The following is a 15,630-nucleotide window of genomic DNA, read 5'->3' on the forward strand; positions in this document are numbered from 1 at the left end:
GGTCGGATGTGCTGCTTGGGTGCTCAGCCTTCGAGCGACTGGCGAGCGCCTTCCAGGCGGCTCGACACGGTGCCGTCGATGATCTCGTCACCGATCTGCACCTGGACACCACCGACGACCTCGGGGTCGACGTCGATGTTCAGGTGGACCTGGCGGCCGTACAGCCGGCCGAGGGCACCCGACAGGCGCTCCTTCTGGCTGTCCGACAGCGGAACCGCGGTGGTGACCAGGGCCACCACACGGTCGCGCCGGGCGGCGGCGAGCTTGGAGTAGGACTCCAGCCCCTGCTCCAGGCTACGGCCACGCGGGTTGTTGACCAGGTTGGTGACCAGCCGCACGGTGCCCGCGTGGGCGCGGCCGCCGAGCAGCTTCTTGATCAGGGCCGCCTTGGCGACGGCGCCGGCCTTGGGCTCGGTCAGCGCGGCGCGCAGCTCGTGCGAGCCGCTCACCACCCGGCCGAACCGGAAGAGCTCGTCCTCGACGTCGTCCAGGGCACCGGCCTTGTCGGCGGCGATGACCTCGGCGTACGCGGCCAGCTGCTCCGTGGCGTCGACCAGGTCGCGGGCGCCCGACCAGCGGGACCGGACCAGGCCGGAGACCAGGTCGGCCGTCTCGCCGGAGACCTGGCCGGTCAGCAGCGAGGAGACCAGCTGAGCCTTGTCCTGGCCCGACCGCGACGGGTCGGTCAGAACGCGGCGGAGCGACACCTCACGGTCCAGCAGGGCCGTGACGGCGGTGAGCTCCTCGGCGAGCTTGGCCGCGTCCACCGAGGTGGAGTCGGTCAGGCTCTCCAGGTTCTGCCGCCCGGCGGCGAGCGCCTCGCGGCTGGCGCCGATCACTTGGCCGCACCCTGAGCAACGGCGGCCTTGGCCTCCAGCTCGTCCAGGAAGCGGTCGACGACACCGCTCTGGCGCGCCTGGTCCTCGAGGGACTCACCCACGATGCGGGACGCCAGCTGGGTGGCGAGCGAGCCCACGTCCTGGCGAAGGGCGGCGGTGGCCTGCTTCTTGTCGGCCTCGATCTGGGCGTGGCCGGCGGCGACGATGGCCTCGCGCTGGCGCTGGCCCTCCTCGCGCATCTCGGCGAGCTGGGCGGCGCCCTGCTCGCGAGCCTGCTCGATGATGCGAGCAGCCTCGTGACGCGCCTCGGCGAGCTCGGCACGGTACTGCTCAAGCGTGGCCTGGGCCTCGGCCTGAGCGGCCTCGGCGCGCTCCATGCCGCCCTCGATCGCGTCCCGGCGCTCCGACAGCACCTTCTCGATGCTGGGGAGGAGCTTCTTGCCGAGAATCCCGAAGACGATGAAGAAGCAGAGCAGGCCGATGATGATCTCGGGCCATGCGGGCAGAAGGGGGTTCATGATCTCCCCCTCCTCCGCGAGGTGAGCCGCGATGCTCATATCTGGACCTTCCTCGAAGGGTCTACGCCGGGATTACTTGGGGCCCTGGCCGAAGACGAACGGCATGACGATGCCGATGAGGGCGAGCGCCTCAGTCAGCGCGAAGCCGATGAACATGTTGGCGCGGATCAGGCCCGCGGCCTCGGGCTGGCGGGCCATGGCCTGGACACCGTTACCGAAGATGAGACCGACACCGATGCCGGGGCCGATGGCGGCGAGGCCGTAGCCGATGGAAGCGACGGAACCGTAGACGCCGACCTCAGCGAGCATGCTCATTGCAATGTGTCCTTTGCGGGGATGGTGAACCGGTGGTGATTGGCCACCGGGCGTTCCGGGGGTGGTTCAAGAGGGCCTCGGCGGCCCCTGGCTCAGTGCGCCTCTTCCAGGGCACCGGCGATGTAGCTGCTGGCCAGCATCACGAAGATGTAGGCCTGCAGGAACTGGACCAGCAGCTCGAAGGCGGTCAGACCGACGGCGACGACGAACGAGGCCGAGCCGTACAGCGCGCCCAGGGTCGGGCTGAGCAGGTACCAGGAAGCGATGGAGAACATCACGATCAGCAGGTGGCCGGCGAACATGTTCGCGAAGGCTCGGACCGCGAGCGTGAAGGGGCGCACGAAGATGTTCGAGAAGAACTCGATCGGCACCAGGATGAACATGACCCAGCCGGGGATGCCCGAGGGCCAGCAGAGGTTCTTGAGACCGCCGACGAAGCCGTGCTTCTTGAAGGTCAGCGTCATGTAGGTGATCCACACGATCGCGGCCAGGCCGGCCGGGAACGCGATCGCCGCCGTCACCGGGAACTGGGCGAACGGAATGACCGACATGATGTTCAGCAGCCACACGAAGAAGAACATCGAGACCAGCATCGGGACGTACTTCTCGCCCTTTTTGCCGATCGTCTCCAGCACGATGGAGCGCTTGACGAAGTCGTAGCCGATCTCACCGACCAGCTGCAGCTTGCCGGGGACCAGCCTGGGCTTGGCGAACGCGGCCCAGAAGAACACGACGACCAGCGCTGCGACGATGATCGACAGCAGCATCGGCTTGTTGAACTCGAAGCTGCCGATGGAGAAAATCGGCTCGAACTGGAACTCGTTCAGGCCAGGGGCCGGGAAGCCGCAGCCAGCGTCCCCGAAGTGGCAACTGCCTGAGGCGAGGGACGTGAGTTCAGCACTCACCACGGACTCCTTCGTCGTGACGCATGGTTACGGCAACCTCGGTGTGTCGGCGTGGCCTGCGACCACGGGGCGGCACTGGAACTTGATGGGTTTCTCGCCGACCCCGCGCGGCAGTGCGCTGCACCGAAGCGGGATCATCGAAGACTGCGCGGATCCGGGGGGCGATCGGTCCGCCGTGCGGACAGACCAGGCCTCTTCCCGTACTCCGTTGTTGCGACGGACGATAGCAGCCCGTCAGTGCGGCATAAACACCGCCCCCCTCGTTGGGGGGACAGTGGGGCGTCGTCACTGTTGACGCCCCTTGTCGGACGGCTTCTCGGCCTTCTTTTCAGAGGCTTCGGGGTCGACGTAGAAGGTCTTGGCCTTGAGCGCGCCGCGCACCTGGAACCCGGTCCAGATCAGCGCGCAGCCGAGCAGCGTGAAGGCGAAGGCCTGCCGGTTGAACAGGTCGGTGTCCTTGAAGACCGCGAGGACCACACCCACCAGCAGGATCTGCGTCGTGTACACCAGGAGCGCCGCGGCCATCATGATGTGCGGGTTCGACCTGGTCAGCCGGTCGAGCGCGACCTGGCCGGAGCTGAAGAACGCCATCACCAGCAGCGTTCCGAAGAGGGCACCGAGCGCGGCCTTGCCCCCGGCGACGGCGAAGGAGATCGCGATGGCGATGACTCCGGCGGCCGCAGTGGGGATCGCGGCGCCTCGGAGGATCCGGGCGTCGTTGGACGGCATGTCGGCAACTCCGGCGGCATGTCGATGTGGCGGGGGGACGGGCAGAGAAACGCGGTGGGTGACACCGGACCGGAACCGCCGCGGGCCGGCCGCTCGACGGCGAGCCCGTCGAGGGAGACCCGCCAGGGACGGAAGTCATCCACCTGTCAGGTCTTTCGGCGTGTTCTCGGTACTCGTGAACGGTATCACAAACTATTTGATGAGAGCTTTACCATGAATGTGTGGTACCTGTCACACCGGCAGCCCAGGAGTGCCGCCGAACGGGTGAATGCCCTTGACGGTTCATCACCTCCGCTACCGGCCGCGACCGTTGCCGTGGCCGCGCCCGGTGGCCGCCGAGGAACCCTTGGGCACCCCGCCGAGCAGGCGCTTGTCCTCGGCCGACAGTTCGGCCATCGGTTCGGAGGCCGCGCGCCCGGCCGACTCGGCGGTGAGCTCATCACTCTCCGTGACGACAGGGGCGGTCCTGGCCACCGGACGGCGGCGGTAGCGCGGCGGCACGAAGGCCTGCACCGCGCGCGGGGCCCGCGGCCGGAACCGCGGCGTGAGCAGCACCACCAGGCCGACCAGGCAGAGCCCGGCCAGCGTGAGGACGACGGTACGGCCGGTGTTGGTGACCGAGAAGGCGACGGTCCCGAAGGCGATCAGCGCGGCCCAGAAGTACATGATCAGTACGGCGCGGCTGTGCGAGTGGCCGACCTGGAGCAGTCGGTGGTGCAGGTGCCGCTTGTCGGCGGCGAACGGGGACTGGCCCGCCCAGGTGCGGCGGACCACCGCGAGCAGCAGGTCCGCCAGCGGCAGCGCGATGACCGTCAGCGGCAGCAGGAGCGGGATGTAGATCGGCACCAGGGCGTGCACGGTGGCGGTCTGCGAACCCAGCTCGTTGGTGATGAGGTCGGGGTCGACCCGGCCGGTGATGGAGATCGCGGCGACGGCCAGCATCAGGCCGAGCATCATCGACCCGGAGTCGCCCATGAAGATCCGGGCCGGGTGCATGTTGTGCGCCAGGAAGCCCAGGCACATGCCGATCAGCAGCACGCTGAACAGCACGGCGGGGGCGGCGTCGGTGATCGTGTAGCCGTACCAGAGCCGGTAGGAGTACAGGAAGAAGGCCATCGCGGCGATGCAGACCATGCCGCCGGCCAGGCCGTCGAGGCCGTCGATGAAGTTCACCGCGTTGACCATCACCACGACCATGACCACCGAGATGACCATGCCCTGGGTGGGGCTGACCGCGACCGGCCCGACGCCCGGCACCGGCAGGGTGATCACGGTGACGCCCTGCCAGACCATCACACCGGCGGCGATCATCTGGCCGCCCAGCTTCACCAGGGCGTCCACGCCCCACTTGTCGTCCAGCACGCCGAGCAGCCACATGATGCCGGCGCCCGAGAGCAGCGCCCGGATGTCGGTGCCCTGGGAGAACACCTTGCTCAGGTTGTCGAGCTGGGAGGCGACCAGGATGCCCGCGCAGAGTCCGCCGAACATGGCGATGCCGCCGAGCCGCGGAGTGGGCTCGCGGTGCACGTCGCGGGCGCGGACCGGGGGCATCGCCCCGGCCGCGATGGCGAACTTCCGGACCGGGCCGGTCAGCAGGTAGGTGACGGCCGCGGTGCAGAACAGCACCAGCAGATACTCACGCACCACTGGCCTCCTGCTGCTCTGTCCGACGGGTGGGTACCGAAGGTACTCCCGTGCCTGTCCGGGGTTCGAGGTGCGTCGCCACGGCACACACCTTATTGACTCCGACGCCCGGGGCGCGCATCGCGGTTCGCCCCGCCGGGCAGGAGATTCGAACAGCCCTTCAACGGCGTCCGGCGAAGGCCCGCGCCAGCTCCCGGACCCGTTGCGCCACCCGGACGTCCGTGCCGCCGGCGAGCAGCCGCCCGAGCAGTGCGGCGATCTCCGCCAGCTCCGCCTCGCCCATGCCCTGCGAGGTCACCGTGCCGGTGCCGAGCCGGATCCCGGAGGCCTCGGACGGCGGCGCCTCGTCGTACGGCAGCGCGCACTTGCCGAGCAGCAGCCCGGCGGCCGCGCAGCGGCGCTCCGCCTCGGCGCCGCTGACCCCGAGCGGGCGCAGGTCGGCGGTCACCAGGTGGGTGTCGGTCCCGCCGGTCAGCGGGCTCGCCCCGGCCTGCGCGAGCCCCGCCGCCAGCACCCGGGCACCGGCCACCGTGCGGTGGGCGTAGGCGCGGTAGGCGGGGGTCGCGGCCTCGGCCAGCGCGACGGCCTTGCCGGCCACCTCGTTCATCGCGGCGCCGCCCTGGCTGAACGGGAAGACCGCCCGGTCGACCCGTTCGGCCAGGGCGGCGGTGGACAGCAGCAGGCCCCCGCGCGGGCCGCGGAGCAGCTTGTGGGTGGCCGCCACGGTGACGTCCGCGTAGGGCACCGGGGAGGGCGCCACACCGGCCGCGATCAGGCCGGTGGTCTGCGCGGCGGCGGCCACCAGGTAGGCGTCCGTCTCGTCGGCGATCTCCCGGAAGGCGGCCCAGTCCGGGTGCCGGGGGTAGGAGATGGAACCGGCCACGATCGCCTTCGGACGGTGCCGCAGAGCCAGGTCGCGCACCTGGTCGAGGTCGATCAGCCCGTCCTCGCGGCGCACCCCGTAGCCGACGAAGTCGAACCAGCGGCCGGAGAAGTTGGCCCGCGAGCCGCAGCTGAGGTGGCCGCCGTGCTCCAGCGACATCGCGAGCACCACGTCGCCCGGGCGCAGCAGCGCGGCGTACGCGGCCAGCATCGCGGAGGTGCCGGAGCGGGGCTGCACGTTGGCGTGCGGGGCGGAGAAGAGCGCGCGGGCCCGGTCGACGGCGAGCAGCTCGGCGGCGTCGGCGAGCGCGCAGCCGGTGTGGTGGCGGCGGCCGGGGTAGCCCTCGGCGTACTTGTCGATCAGCGGGCCGGTGAGGGCCGCCAGGACGGCGGGGCTGGTGAGGTTCTCCCCCGCCAGCAGCTGGATCGTCTCGGCCCGCCGCTCGGCCTCGGCGGCCAGCAGGTCGGCCAGTTGCGGATCGGCCCGGTACAGGGCCGCGGAACGCGCCTCGGCGGTGTCGACGGGGCCGGTCGCGGCATCGGTGACGGTCATGGCGGGGCTCCCGGGCGCGGCGGGTCGGATTTCTCCAGCGTAGGACCGCCCCCGCGCCCCGGCACGGCGGCGCGTGGCGGGTTACCCCCGGGTGGGCGCGCCGGTGCCGAAAGGGAGGCGCGAGGACGCCGTGAGGAACGAACGGCGTTGGAGCAACGACCGTCGGCACCGGACCCGAGCGCCCATCCCGGCCGATGTCACAGCCCCGGGTGGGCGCGCCGGTGCCGAAAGGGAGGCGCGAGGACGCCGTGAGGAACGAACGGCGTGGGAGCAACGACCGTCGGCACCGGGGCTCAGAGCCGGGCGCGCACTCCGGTCAGGGCGGTGACCACCGGGTCGACGGCGTGGAATATCTCCTCGCCGCAGTTGCGGAACATCCCGATCGGCGCGCCGTAGGGGTCGTGCAGTTCGTCCGCCTCGGGGTCGGCGGCCAGCAGCCAGCCCCGCAGCGCGGCGGCGGCGCGGACCAGCGCGCGGGCGCGCTCGGTGACGTCCGCGCCGCGCCGGGGGTCCGGCAGGGTGCCCGGGTCGATCGTGCGGACCAGCCGGGTGAACTCCTTCAGCGTGAAGGTGCGCAGCCCCGCCTCGTGGCCCATCGAGATGACCTGGGCCCGGTGGTCCAGGGTCGCGGTGAGCACCAGGTCGGCCTCGACCACGTGCTCGTCCAGCAGCTCGCGGCCGGTGAAGCCGCCGCTGTCGGCGCCGTACTCGTCCAGCACCGTGGCGGCGTGCTCCTCCATCGGCGCGCCCACGTGGCCCCAGGTGCCGGCCGACTCGACCAGGATCCGCCCGGCCACCCGGGGGTTGAGCCGGGTGTCCAGCTCACGCCGGGTGAGCCGCTCGGCGATCGGCGAGCGGCAGATGTTGCCGGTGCAGACGTAGAGGATCCGGAAGTGGTCCAGGGGCCTCGGGCCCACGCTCAGGTACGGCGATATGCCGGGCCCGGCATGGAGGGAGGCGGCCGTCAACTGCCGGCCTCCAGGTCGGGGACGACCTCCCTCAGCTGCTCGGCGGAGATCGCGCCGGCCCGCAGCAGCACCGGCACCTTTCCCGTGACGTCGACGATCGACGAGGCCTGGGCGTGGTCGGCGGTGCCGCCGTCCAGGTAGACCGAGATGGCGTCGCCGAGCTGCTGCTGGGCCTCGTCGCAGGTGGCCGGGGACGGGCCGCCGGTCCGGTTGGCGCTGGAGACGGCCATCGGCCCGGTGGCGTTCAGCAGCTCGATGGCGACCGGGTGCAGCGGCATCCGGACGGCGACGGTGCCCCGGGTGTCGCCGAGGTCCCAGCGCAGCGAGGGCTGGTGCTTGGCGACCAGGGTGAGGCCGCCCGGCCAGAAGGCGTCGACGAGCTCCCAGGCCTGCTCGGAGAAGTCGGTGACCAGCCCGTGCAGGGTGGTCGGCGAGCCGACCAGGACCGGCGAGGGCATGTTGCGGCCGCGGCCCTTGGCGGCGAGCAGCGCGGCCACGGCCTCCGGCGAGAAGGCGTCCGCGCCGACCCCGTAGAGGGTGTCGGTGGGCAGCACGACGAGTTCGCCGCGGCGGATGGCCGAGGCGGCCTCGCGCAGGCCGGTGGCGCGGTCCCCGGTGTCGGCACAGTCGTAGCGGCGGCTCATCGGCGCGGTTCCCTTCCGGACGGGCTCATGGCGTGGTTCACAGCGACGCCTTGCGCGCCGTGGTGAAGCGGGGGCGGTTGTTGAGGTCGCGGTGGTCGGCGGCGTCGGTCCAGCCGCCCTCCTCGTTGAAGATCCACGGGACCTGTCCGCCCTGGGTGTCGGCGTGCTCGATCACCACGGCGCCGCCCGGGCGCAGCAGGCGGGCGGCGACCCGCTCGATGCCGCGGATGGTGTCCAGGCCGTCCTCACCGGAGAACAGCGACATCTGCGGGTCGTGGTCGCGGGCCTCCGGCGCGACGTACTCCCACTCGGTGAGCGGGATGTACGGCGGGTTGGAGATGACCAGGTCGAAGCGGCCGTCCCAGGCGCGGTCGTCCTCGAAGGCCCGGGTGGCGTCGCCCTCGTGCAGGGTGACCCGGGCGCGGTCGGGCGAGGCCGCGATGTTGCGCCGGGTGTAGGGCAACGCGCCCTCGTCGAGCTCGAAGGCGTGCACGGTGGAGCGCGGCAGCTCCTGGGCCAGGGCGAGCGCGATGGCGCCGGAGCCGGAGCAGAGGTCGACGACCAGCGGCTCGGCGACGTCCATCTCGCGGACCGCCTCTATGGCCCACTCGACGACCGTCTCGGTCTCCGGGCGGGGCACGAACACGCCCGGCCCGACCGCCAGTTCGAGGTAGCGGAAGAAGGCCCGGCCGGTGATGTGCTGGAGCGGCTCACGGGCCTCGCGGCGGGCGACGGCCTCCCAGTACCGGGCGTCGAAGTCGCCGTCCTGGACGGTGTGCAGCTGGCTGCGCTTGACGTTGTGGACGTGGGCGGCGAGCTCCTCCGCGTCGAAGCGCGGCGACGGCACGCCGGCCGCGGCCAACCGCTGGGTGGCCTGGGCCACCTCCGCGAGTAGCAGGTTCATCCGTACGACCTCTTGCTTCCGCTCTCCGGCCTCGACGTCGGTCTCGCTGCCGCCGGTCAGTTCTGTTGGGCCGCGGCGAGCTTGGCCGCGGCGTCCGCGTCGACGCAGGACTGGATGACCGCGTTCAGGTCGCCGTCCAGCACCTGGTCCAGGTTGTACGACTTGAAGCCCGTACGGTGGTCCGAGATGCGGTTCTCCGGGTAGTTGTACGTCCGGATCCGCTCGGAACGGTCCACCGTGCGGACCTGGCTGCGGCGCGCGTCCGAGGCCTCCCGCTCGGCCTCCTCCTGCGCGGCGGCCAGCAGCCGCGAACGCAGGATGCGCATCGCCTGCTCCTTGTTCTGCAGCTGGCTCTTCTCGTTCTGGCAGGACGCCACGATACCGGTCGGCAGGTGGGTGATCCGGACCGCGGAGTCGGTGGTGTTGACCGACTGGCCGCCCGGGCCGGAGGAGCGGTAGACGTCGATCCGCAGGTCGTTGGCGAGGATCTCGACCTCGACCTCCTCGGCCTCGGGGGTGACCAGCACGCCCGCCGCGGAGGTGTGGATGCGGCCCTGCGACTCGGTGGCGGGGACGCGCTGCACGCGGTGCACGCCGCCCTCGTACTTGAGCCGGGCCCAGACGCCCTGGCCGGGCTCCGCGTTCCCCTTGGTCTTCACGGCCACCGAGACGTCCTTGTAGCCGCCGAGGTCGGACTCGTTGGAGTCGATGATCTCGGTCTTCCAGCCGATCCGCTCGGCGAAGCGCAGGTACATCCGGAGCAGGTCGCCGGCGAACAGCGCGGACTCCTCGCCGCCCTCGCCCGCCTTGATCTCCAGGATGACGTCCTTGTCGTCGCTCGGGTCGCGCGGGACGAGCAGCAGCCGCAGTTCCTCGGTCAGCTCCTCGCGGCGGGCCTCGCCCTCCTTCACCTCGGAGAGGAACTCCGGCTCCTCGGCGGCGAGTTCGCGGGCGGCCTCGATGTCCTCACCGGCCTGCTTCCAGTCCCGGTAGACGCGGGTGATCGGGGTCAGCTCGGCGTACCGCTTGGCCAGCTTGCGGGCGTTGGCCTGGTCGGCGTGGACGGACGGGTCGGCCAGCCTCGCCTCGAGGTCGGCGTGCTCGACGAGGAGCTCTTCGACTGCCTCGAACATGGGGTGGCCTTCTTCCCGGGGATCGTCGTGCGGAGTGGGTTCGCGGAGGTGCGGGGGGACGCGAACGGCGCCGGTCCCCAGCGCCCCCGGAAACGAGTTCGGGAGCGACCGGGAACCGGCGCCGAGGGAGCGCTAGGCCTTCGCGCTGTGCTGCTTGCCGAAGCGGGCCTCGAAGCGGGCCACGCGGCCACCGGTGTCGAGGATCTTCTGCTTGCCGGTGTAGAACGGGTGGCACTGCGAGCAGACCTCGGCGCGGATCTCGCCGCTGGTCTCGGTCGAGCGGGTGGTGAACTCGGCGCCGCAGGTGCAGGTCACGCGGGTGACCACGTACTCGGGGTGAACGTTGGGCTTCAAGGGGTTCTCCTAGTGTTCGGGAGGGCACCGGGTCGGCGGCTGGAATGCCGCTCGTGAACCGGGACCGACGGTCCAGTCTGCCAGGACCGGCCGCATCTTCCCAAACCGGGGGGCGTTCCGGGATATTCCGGGCCCTCACGGGCGCTTGGCGGGCGCCTTCGCCGGGGCCGTGGGGGCGGCCGTGGCGGGGTTCTGCGGCTGGGTGTCGAGCACCGCCGACGGCACCGGCCGGTCGGCCTTCAGGGCCGCCCAGAGCTGGTCGGCCTGCGGCTGCCGCTGGACCACCCGGTCCGGATCGCTCGGGGCGGCCACCACCGGGAGGGTGACCATGGCCAGCTGGTCGGGCCCGATGCCCTTGAGCTCCTGGGCCAGCCCGACCAGCGCGTTGACCGAGGCGAGCGCGGAGTCGGTGGTGATCGAGCGGGTCAGGGTGTCGCCGACGGACCAGAGCCTGACCGGGTTGGTCAGCAGTCCGGTCCCGCCGGCCTGCTGGAGCAGCGAGCGGACCATCTGCTTCTGCAGTTCGATCCGGCCGAGGTCGCTGCCGTCGCCGACGCCGTGCCGGGTGCGGACGAAGGCGAGCGCCTGCTGCCCGTCCAGGTGGTGCTCGCCGGCCGGCAGGTCCAGGCCGCTGTCCTTGTCGTGGATGGCCACCGTGGTCGTCACGGTGACCCCGCCTATCGCGTCCACGACCCGGGCGAACCCGGCGAAGTCCATCTCGACGTAGTGGTCCATCCGCAGTCCGCTGAGCTGTTCGGCGGCCTTGACCGCGCAGGCCGCGCCGCCGCTCTCGTAGGCGCTGTTGAACATCGCGCGCTTGGCGGCGGGCACCGGCCTGCCCTGCCGGTCGGTGCACGCGGGGCGCGGGACGAGGGTGTCGCGCGGGATGGAGACCACGTCGGCGCGGGAGTGGTCCTGGCTGACGTGCACCACCATCGCGGTGTCCGAGCGGGCGGTGCCGCCGGTGTCGCCCCCGGCGAGGTCCGCGTTGCCGCCGGAGCGCGAGTCGGAGCCGAGCACCAGCACGTTGAAGGAGCCGTCGGTGGCGGCCGGCGGGCGCGCGGTGCCGAGCTGGGCGTCGATGTCGACGCTCCTGAGGTTGCCGTCCAGCCGGAGGTAGGCGTACCCGGCCGCGCCGGCACCGAGGACGACGAGCGCGGCGACGCCGCACGCGGCCGCGCGCAGGAGCTTGCGGCGGCGGCTCGGGACCCTCTTGTGTTCGGCCATACGGTCCAGAGTAAATCGGACAAGACGCCAAAAAGTCCCCCATCTGTCCCGAGTCGGGAACAAACCGGCCCGGGAACGCCGGCGGGCCCCGGACCGCTCGCGCGGTCCGGGGCCCGGATGCTCCGACGTGCCCTGCGGCGTCAGTCGCCCGACCCGGGGGTCGTCTTGGCGATCTGCATCAGGAACTCGGCGTTGCTCTTGGTCTGCTTCATCTTGTCCAGCAGCAGCTCGATCGCCTGCTGCGAGTCGAGCGCGTGCAGCACCCGGCGCAGCTTCCAGACGATGGCGAGCTCCTCGCCGCCGAGCAGGATCTCCTCCTTGCGGGTGCTGGAGGCGTCCACGTCGACGGCCGGGAAGATGCGCTTGTCCGAGAGCTTCCGGTCGAGCTTGAGCTCCATGTTGCCGGTGCCCTTGAACTCCTCGAAGATCACCTCGTCCATCCGCGAGCCGGTCTCGACCAGCGCGGTGGCCAGGATGGTCAGCGAGCCGCCGTTCTCGATGTTGCGCGCGGCACCGAAGAACTTCTTCGGCGGGTACAGCGCGGTCGAGTCGACACCACCGGACAGGATGCGGCCGGAGGCCGGCGCCGCCAGGTTGTAGGCGCGGCCCAGACGGGTGATCGAGTCCAGCAGGATCACCACGTCGTGGCCCAGCTCCACCAGGCGCTTGGCGCGCTCGATGGCCAGCTCGGCGACGGTGGTGTGGTCCTCCGCCGGGCGGTCGAAGGTCGAGGAGATGACCTCGCCCTTCACCGACCGCTGCATGTCGGTGACCTCCTCCGGACGCTCGTCGACCAGGACGACCATCAGGTGGCACTCGGGGTTGTTGTGGGTGATCGCGTTGGCGACCGCCTGCAGCACCATGGTCTTGCCGGTCTTCGGCGGCGCGACGATCAGACCGCGCTGGCCCTTGCCGATCGGCGACACCAGGTCGATGATCCGGGTGGTCAGCACGCCCGGGTCGGTCTCCAGGCGCAGCCGCTCCTGCGGGTAGAGCGGGGTCAGCTTGTTGAACTCGGGGCGGCCGCGGCCACTCTCCGGGTCCATGCCGTTGACCGAGTCCAGCCGCACCATGGCGTTGAACTTCTCGCGGCGCTCGCCCTCGCGCGGCTGGCGCACCGCACCGGTGATGGCGTCGCCCTTGCGCAGACCGTTCTTGCGGACCTGGGCGAGCGAGACGTAGACGTCGTTCTGGCCCGGCAGGTAGCCGGAGGTGCGCACGAACGCGTAGTTGTCGAGGATGTCCAGGATGCCCGCGACCGGGATCAGGACGTCGTCCTCGCCGATCTGCGGCTCGGTGCCACTGGTCTCGAAGCCCTCGCGGCGGCCACGGCCCCGGCGGTCGCGGTAGCGGCCCCGGCGGCCGCGCCGGCCGTCGCCGTACTCGTCGTCCTCGAAGCCGCCCTGCTGCTGCGCCTGCGGCTGGGCCTGCTGGCCGCCCTGGCGGCCCTGCTGGCCCTCGGTCTGGGCGCTCTGCTGCTGGGGCTGGCGCTCGGCGCGGTCGCGCCGGCTGCGGCGGTCGCGGCGCGACTCGCGCCCCTCGCCGTCCTGGCCGCCGGCCTGGGCTTCGGCGGTCTCCTGGCGGCCCTCGCGCTCGCCGCCCTCGCGGCGGTCGCGGCGCTCCCGGCGGTCGCGACGGGTCTCGCGGCCCTCCTCGCGGCCCTCGAAGGCGCGGGCGCCCTCGGCGCGGGTCTCGGCCGGCTTGGCCTCGGTCACCACGGCGGCGGGCGCCTCGGTGGCGGTCTCGGCGGTCGGGGCACCGGCGGCCGACGTGGCCCGGCGGCGGGTGCGCTCGGTACGGGCGGGCGCGGCGGTCTCGGCCGCGGCCTGGACCGGGATCTCGATCTGGGCCTGCGCCTCGGCGGTGGCGGCGGTGGCCTCGGCGGCCCGCGCCGCGGCGGCCTTGGTGGTCCGGCGGGCCGGCTTCTCGGCCGGCTCGGCGGTCTCGGCCTTGGCCGCGCGCTTGGCCGCCGGAGCGGCGGCGGTGGAGCCGGCGAGCAGCGGGTCGCCGCCGCTCTTCTCCTTGATGGTCTCGATCAGCTGGCTCTTGCGCATGCGTCCGGTGCCGGTGATGCCCAGGTCCCCGGCGAGCTTCTGCAGCTCGGCCAGGACCATGCCGTCCAGGCCCGCGGCGGCGGTACGACGGCGCCGCGCCGGGGCCGCGGGGGCGGCGGCTGCGTCCGACGCGTCGGCGTCCGGGCGCGCGCCCATCAGATCGGTGGTGTCGCTCACTAAGGGTCCTTCCCTGGAGCGGACGTCGGCCTGTCTGGCTCGGCGACCGGTTGTGCTGTCCTGACCAACGCTCGACTGCGTCGGTCCGAGGCGGTGATCCCCCGAATGGCGCTGGGTGCCAGTCGGGAGAGAGCTGCGAGGTGCGGTGCTTGACGCACGGTGGTGCTGAGTGGCGTGGCGGGACGGTCGTGTACCGACCCTCCCCCCGGCCGCCGGCCGGGAAGTACCCCCACGCTGCCTGCGAATCCCGGGCCCCCGTCGCGTGACGGTGGCCCGCGCTCCGCCCGTCCTGGCCTCGAGGTGGGAGGCTGCGGGTGGGAGTCAGGTGCCGTCACGGCTTCGGGATGCGGCCGCAAGTCGCGCAGGCAGGCTGCGTACGCGCTGCGGTGGGCTCCCGGAGAATCGTCGCCCCGTACATCGCCGGGACTCCGCTGGTGCGGAGTGCTGGGATCGGGACGCGGCGCACCGAGCCCCGGAGGGCACCTGGTGCAGCAATGAGGTTAACACTACCGACCCCCTCAGACATTCCCCAGCCTTGCGGTTGCCAATCGTGTCCGGACGGTCCGGCCCGGACGGCGTGCTCAGACGTCGAGCGGGAGCACGGCGGCGCCGGTCCGGTCGAGTTCGAGCCGGTGCGCGGCGAACACCGGACCGCCGGTGCCGTGGTCGCCGGCGAAGCCGAGGACCTTCTGCACGCCGGCCTCGTCGGTGAGCGCGAGCACGGTCGGGCCGGCGCCGGAGATCACCGCGGGCACGCCCTCGGCCCGCAGCGCGCCCACCAGCGCGGCGCTGTCCGGCATCGCGGAGGCCCGGTAGTCCTGGTGGATCCGGTCCTCGGTGGCGGCCAGCAGCAGGTCCGGCCGCCGGGTCAGCGCCTCGACCAGCAGCGCGGACCGGCCGGCGTTGGCGGCGGCGTCGGCCAGCGGGACGGTCCTCGGCAGCAGCCCGCGGGCGGTCTCGGTGAGCACCTCGGTGGCCGGGACGAACACCACCGGCACGACCTCGGCGGACGGCTCCAGGGCGATCGCCCGGGCGGTGTCCTCCTCGGTCCACGCCACGGTGAAGTTGCCCCGCAGGCAGGCCGCCACGTTGTCCGGATGGCCCTCCAGCTCGGAGGCGAGCGCCAGCAGGCCCTCGTCGTCCAGGGCGGACGGGCCGCCGATGGTGACGGCGCGGGCGGCGACGATTCCGGCGCAGATCGCGGCGGACGAGGAGCCCAGGCCACGGCCGTGCGGTATCCGGTTGGCGCAGACCACTTCGAGGCCGCGCGGCTGGCCGCCGAGACGGTCGAAGGCGGCCCGCATCGAGCGGACCAGCAGATGGCGCTCGTCACGCGGGAGCGTGTCGGCGCCCTCGCCGGCGATGTCGACGGAGAGCCCGGAGTCGGCGACCCGGACGACCACGTCGTCGTACAGACCCAGCGCGAGTCCGAAGGCGTCGAAGCCCGGGCCGAGGTTGGCACTGGTCGCGGGAACCCGGACCCGGACGGCGGCGGCACGGAACGCAGGACCGGCCATGCGGTGGACTCTCCTGGGGAAATCGGGCGGCGCGAAGCGCGTCGGTGCGAGGGTGGGGGGAGGGCCGCGGGCCCCGGCCGGGGCGGACGGTCACAGTGGTCGGTGCGGCCCTCGAGGGGACCGGACCCGGGGCATGTGCCACACGGCCGGACCCAGAGTATCGAAGAGAGGTTCCACAGCGGTACACCCCGTGGGCCTTCGGTCTGGTGTGTTGCCGGTTCTGGCCGGAATGCATGCGGGAATCGGATCGGAATGCGCCGCTGAATT

Annotated in this window: 15 protein-coding genes; all 15 read right to left on the bottom strand. The window is 72.1% G+C overall.

Annotated features, from left to right (window positions below; translation table 11 throughout):
• Nucleotides 1-23: 23 nt before the first annotated feature.
• On the bottom strand, nt 24-839 hold the full coding sequence (locus ABT093_RS10625) for a F0F1 ATP synthase subunit delta (protein ID WP_350562595.1): 816 nt from the start codon (nt 837-839) through the stop codon (nt 24-26).
• The gene (locus ABT093_RS10630) at nt 836-1,396 is read right to left on the bottom strand and encodes a F0F1 ATP synthase subunit B (RefSeq protein WP_350562597.1); all 561 of its coding nucleotides are present in this window, start codon (nt 1,394-1,396) and stop codon (nt 836-838) included. Before ABT093_RS10630 ends, ABT093_RS10625 begins: the two co-directional genes overlap by 4 nt.
• Nucleotides 1,397-1,429: 33 nt before the next feature.
• Nucleotides 1,430-1,672 (bottom strand): ATP synthase F0 subunit C, encoded by a 243-nt coding sequence (gene atpE, locus ABT093_RS10635; protein WP_350553043.1) that lies wholly within the window; start codon nt 1,670-1,672, stop codon nt 1,430-1,432.
• 92 nt (nt 1,673-1,764) lie between these two features.
• Nucleotides 1,765-2,577 carry a F0F1 ATP synthase subunit A gene (gene atpB / locus ABT093_RS10640; RefSeq protein WP_350562599.1) on the bottom strand — a complete coding sequence of 271 codons (813 nt, stop codon included), beginning with the start codon at nt 2,575-2,577 and terminating at the stop codon, nt 1,765-1,767.
• A 285-nt stretch (nt 2,578-2,862) separates the two neighbouring features.
• The gene (locus ABT093_RS10645; RefSeq protein WP_350562601.1) at nt 2,863-3,306 is read right to left on the bottom strand and encodes a Cg1360 family ATP-synthase-associated protein; all 444 of its coding nucleotides are present in this window, start codon (nt 3,304-3,306) and stop codon (nt 2,863-2,865) included.
• Nucleotides 3,307-3,600: 294 nt separating this feature from the next.
• Complete coding sequence (locus tag ABT093_RS10650) at nt 3,601-4,950, bottom strand: MraY family glycosyltransferase (protein ID WP_350562603.1); 1,350 nt, start codon at nt 4,948-4,950, stop codon at nt 3,601-3,603.
• A 160-nt stretch (nt 4,951-5,110) separates the two neighbouring features.
• Nucleotides 5,111-6,385 carry a serine hydroxymethyltransferase gene (glyA, locus tag ABT093_RS10655; RefSeq protein ID WP_350562605.1) on the bottom strand — a complete coding sequence of 425 codons (1,275 nt, stop codon included), beginning with the start codon at nt 6,383-6,385 and terminating at the stop codon, nt 5,111-5,113.
• Between the two features lie 293 nt (nt 6,386-6,678).
• Nucleotides 6,679-7,320: an arsenate reductase/protein-tyrosine-phosphatase family protein gene (locus ABT093_RS10660; RefSeq protein WP_350562796.1), complete on the bottom strand. Its 642-nt coding sequence runs from the start codon at nt 7,318-7,320 to the stop codon at nt 6,679-6,681.
• Between the two features lie 29 nt (nt 7,321-7,349).
• Nucleotides 7,350-7,997: an L-threonylcarbamoyladenylate synthase gene (locus ABT093_RS10665; protein WP_350562607.1), complete on the bottom strand. Its 648-nt coding sequence runs from the start codon at nt 7,995-7,997 to the stop codon at nt 7,350-7,352.
• A 37-nt stretch (nt 7,998-8,034) separates the two neighbouring features.
• Nucleotides 8,035-8,901, bottom strand: a complete 867-nt coding sequence (gene prmC / locus ABT093_RS10670) for a peptide chain release factor N(5)-glutamine methyltransferase (RefSeq protein WP_350562609.1) — start codon at nt 8,899-8,901, stop codon at nt 8,035-8,037.
• Nucleotides 8,902-8,957: 56 nt separating this feature from the next.
• Nucleotides 8,958-10,034, bottom strand: a complete 1,077-nt coding sequence (gene prfA / locus ABT093_RS10675; RefSeq protein ID WP_350562611.1) for a peptide chain release factor 1 — start codon at nt 10,032-10,034, stop codon at nt 8,958-8,960.
• 132 nt (nt 10,035-10,166) lie between these two features.
• Complete coding sequence (gene rpmE, locus ABT093_RS10680) at nt 10,167-10,388, bottom strand: 50S ribosomal protein L31 (protein ID WP_030057539.1); 222 nt, start codon at nt 10,386-10,388, stop codon at nt 10,167-10,169.
• A gap of 135 nt (nt 10,389-10,523) precedes the next feature.
• Nucleotides 10,524-11,615: an LCP family protein gene (locus ABT093_RS10685; protein ID WP_350562613.1), complete on the bottom strand. Its 1,092-nt coding sequence runs from the start codon at nt 11,613-11,615 to the stop codon at nt 10,524-10,526.
• A 140-nt stretch (nt 11,616-11,755) separates the two neighbouring features.
• Complete coding sequence (rho, locus tag ABT093_RS10690) at nt 11,756-13,846, bottom strand: transcription termination factor Rho (RefSeq protein ID WP_350562615.1); 2,091 nt, start codon at nt 13,844-13,846, stop codon at nt 11,756-11,758.
• Between the two features lie 581 nt (nt 13,847-14,427).
• Nucleotides 14,428-15,363 (bottom strand): homoserine kinase, encoded by a 936-nt coding sequence (gene thrB / locus ABT093_RS10695; protein WP_350562617.1) that lies wholly within the window; start codon nt 15,361-15,363, stop codon nt 14,428-14,430.
• Between the last annotated feature and the right edge of the window lie 267 nt (nt 15,364-15,630).

It is taken from the genome of Kitasatospora sp. NPDC002551, from assembly GCF_040296005.1.
Taxonomy (GTDB): Bacteria; Actinomycetota; Actinomycetes; order Streptomycetales; family Streptomycetaceae; genus Kitasatospora.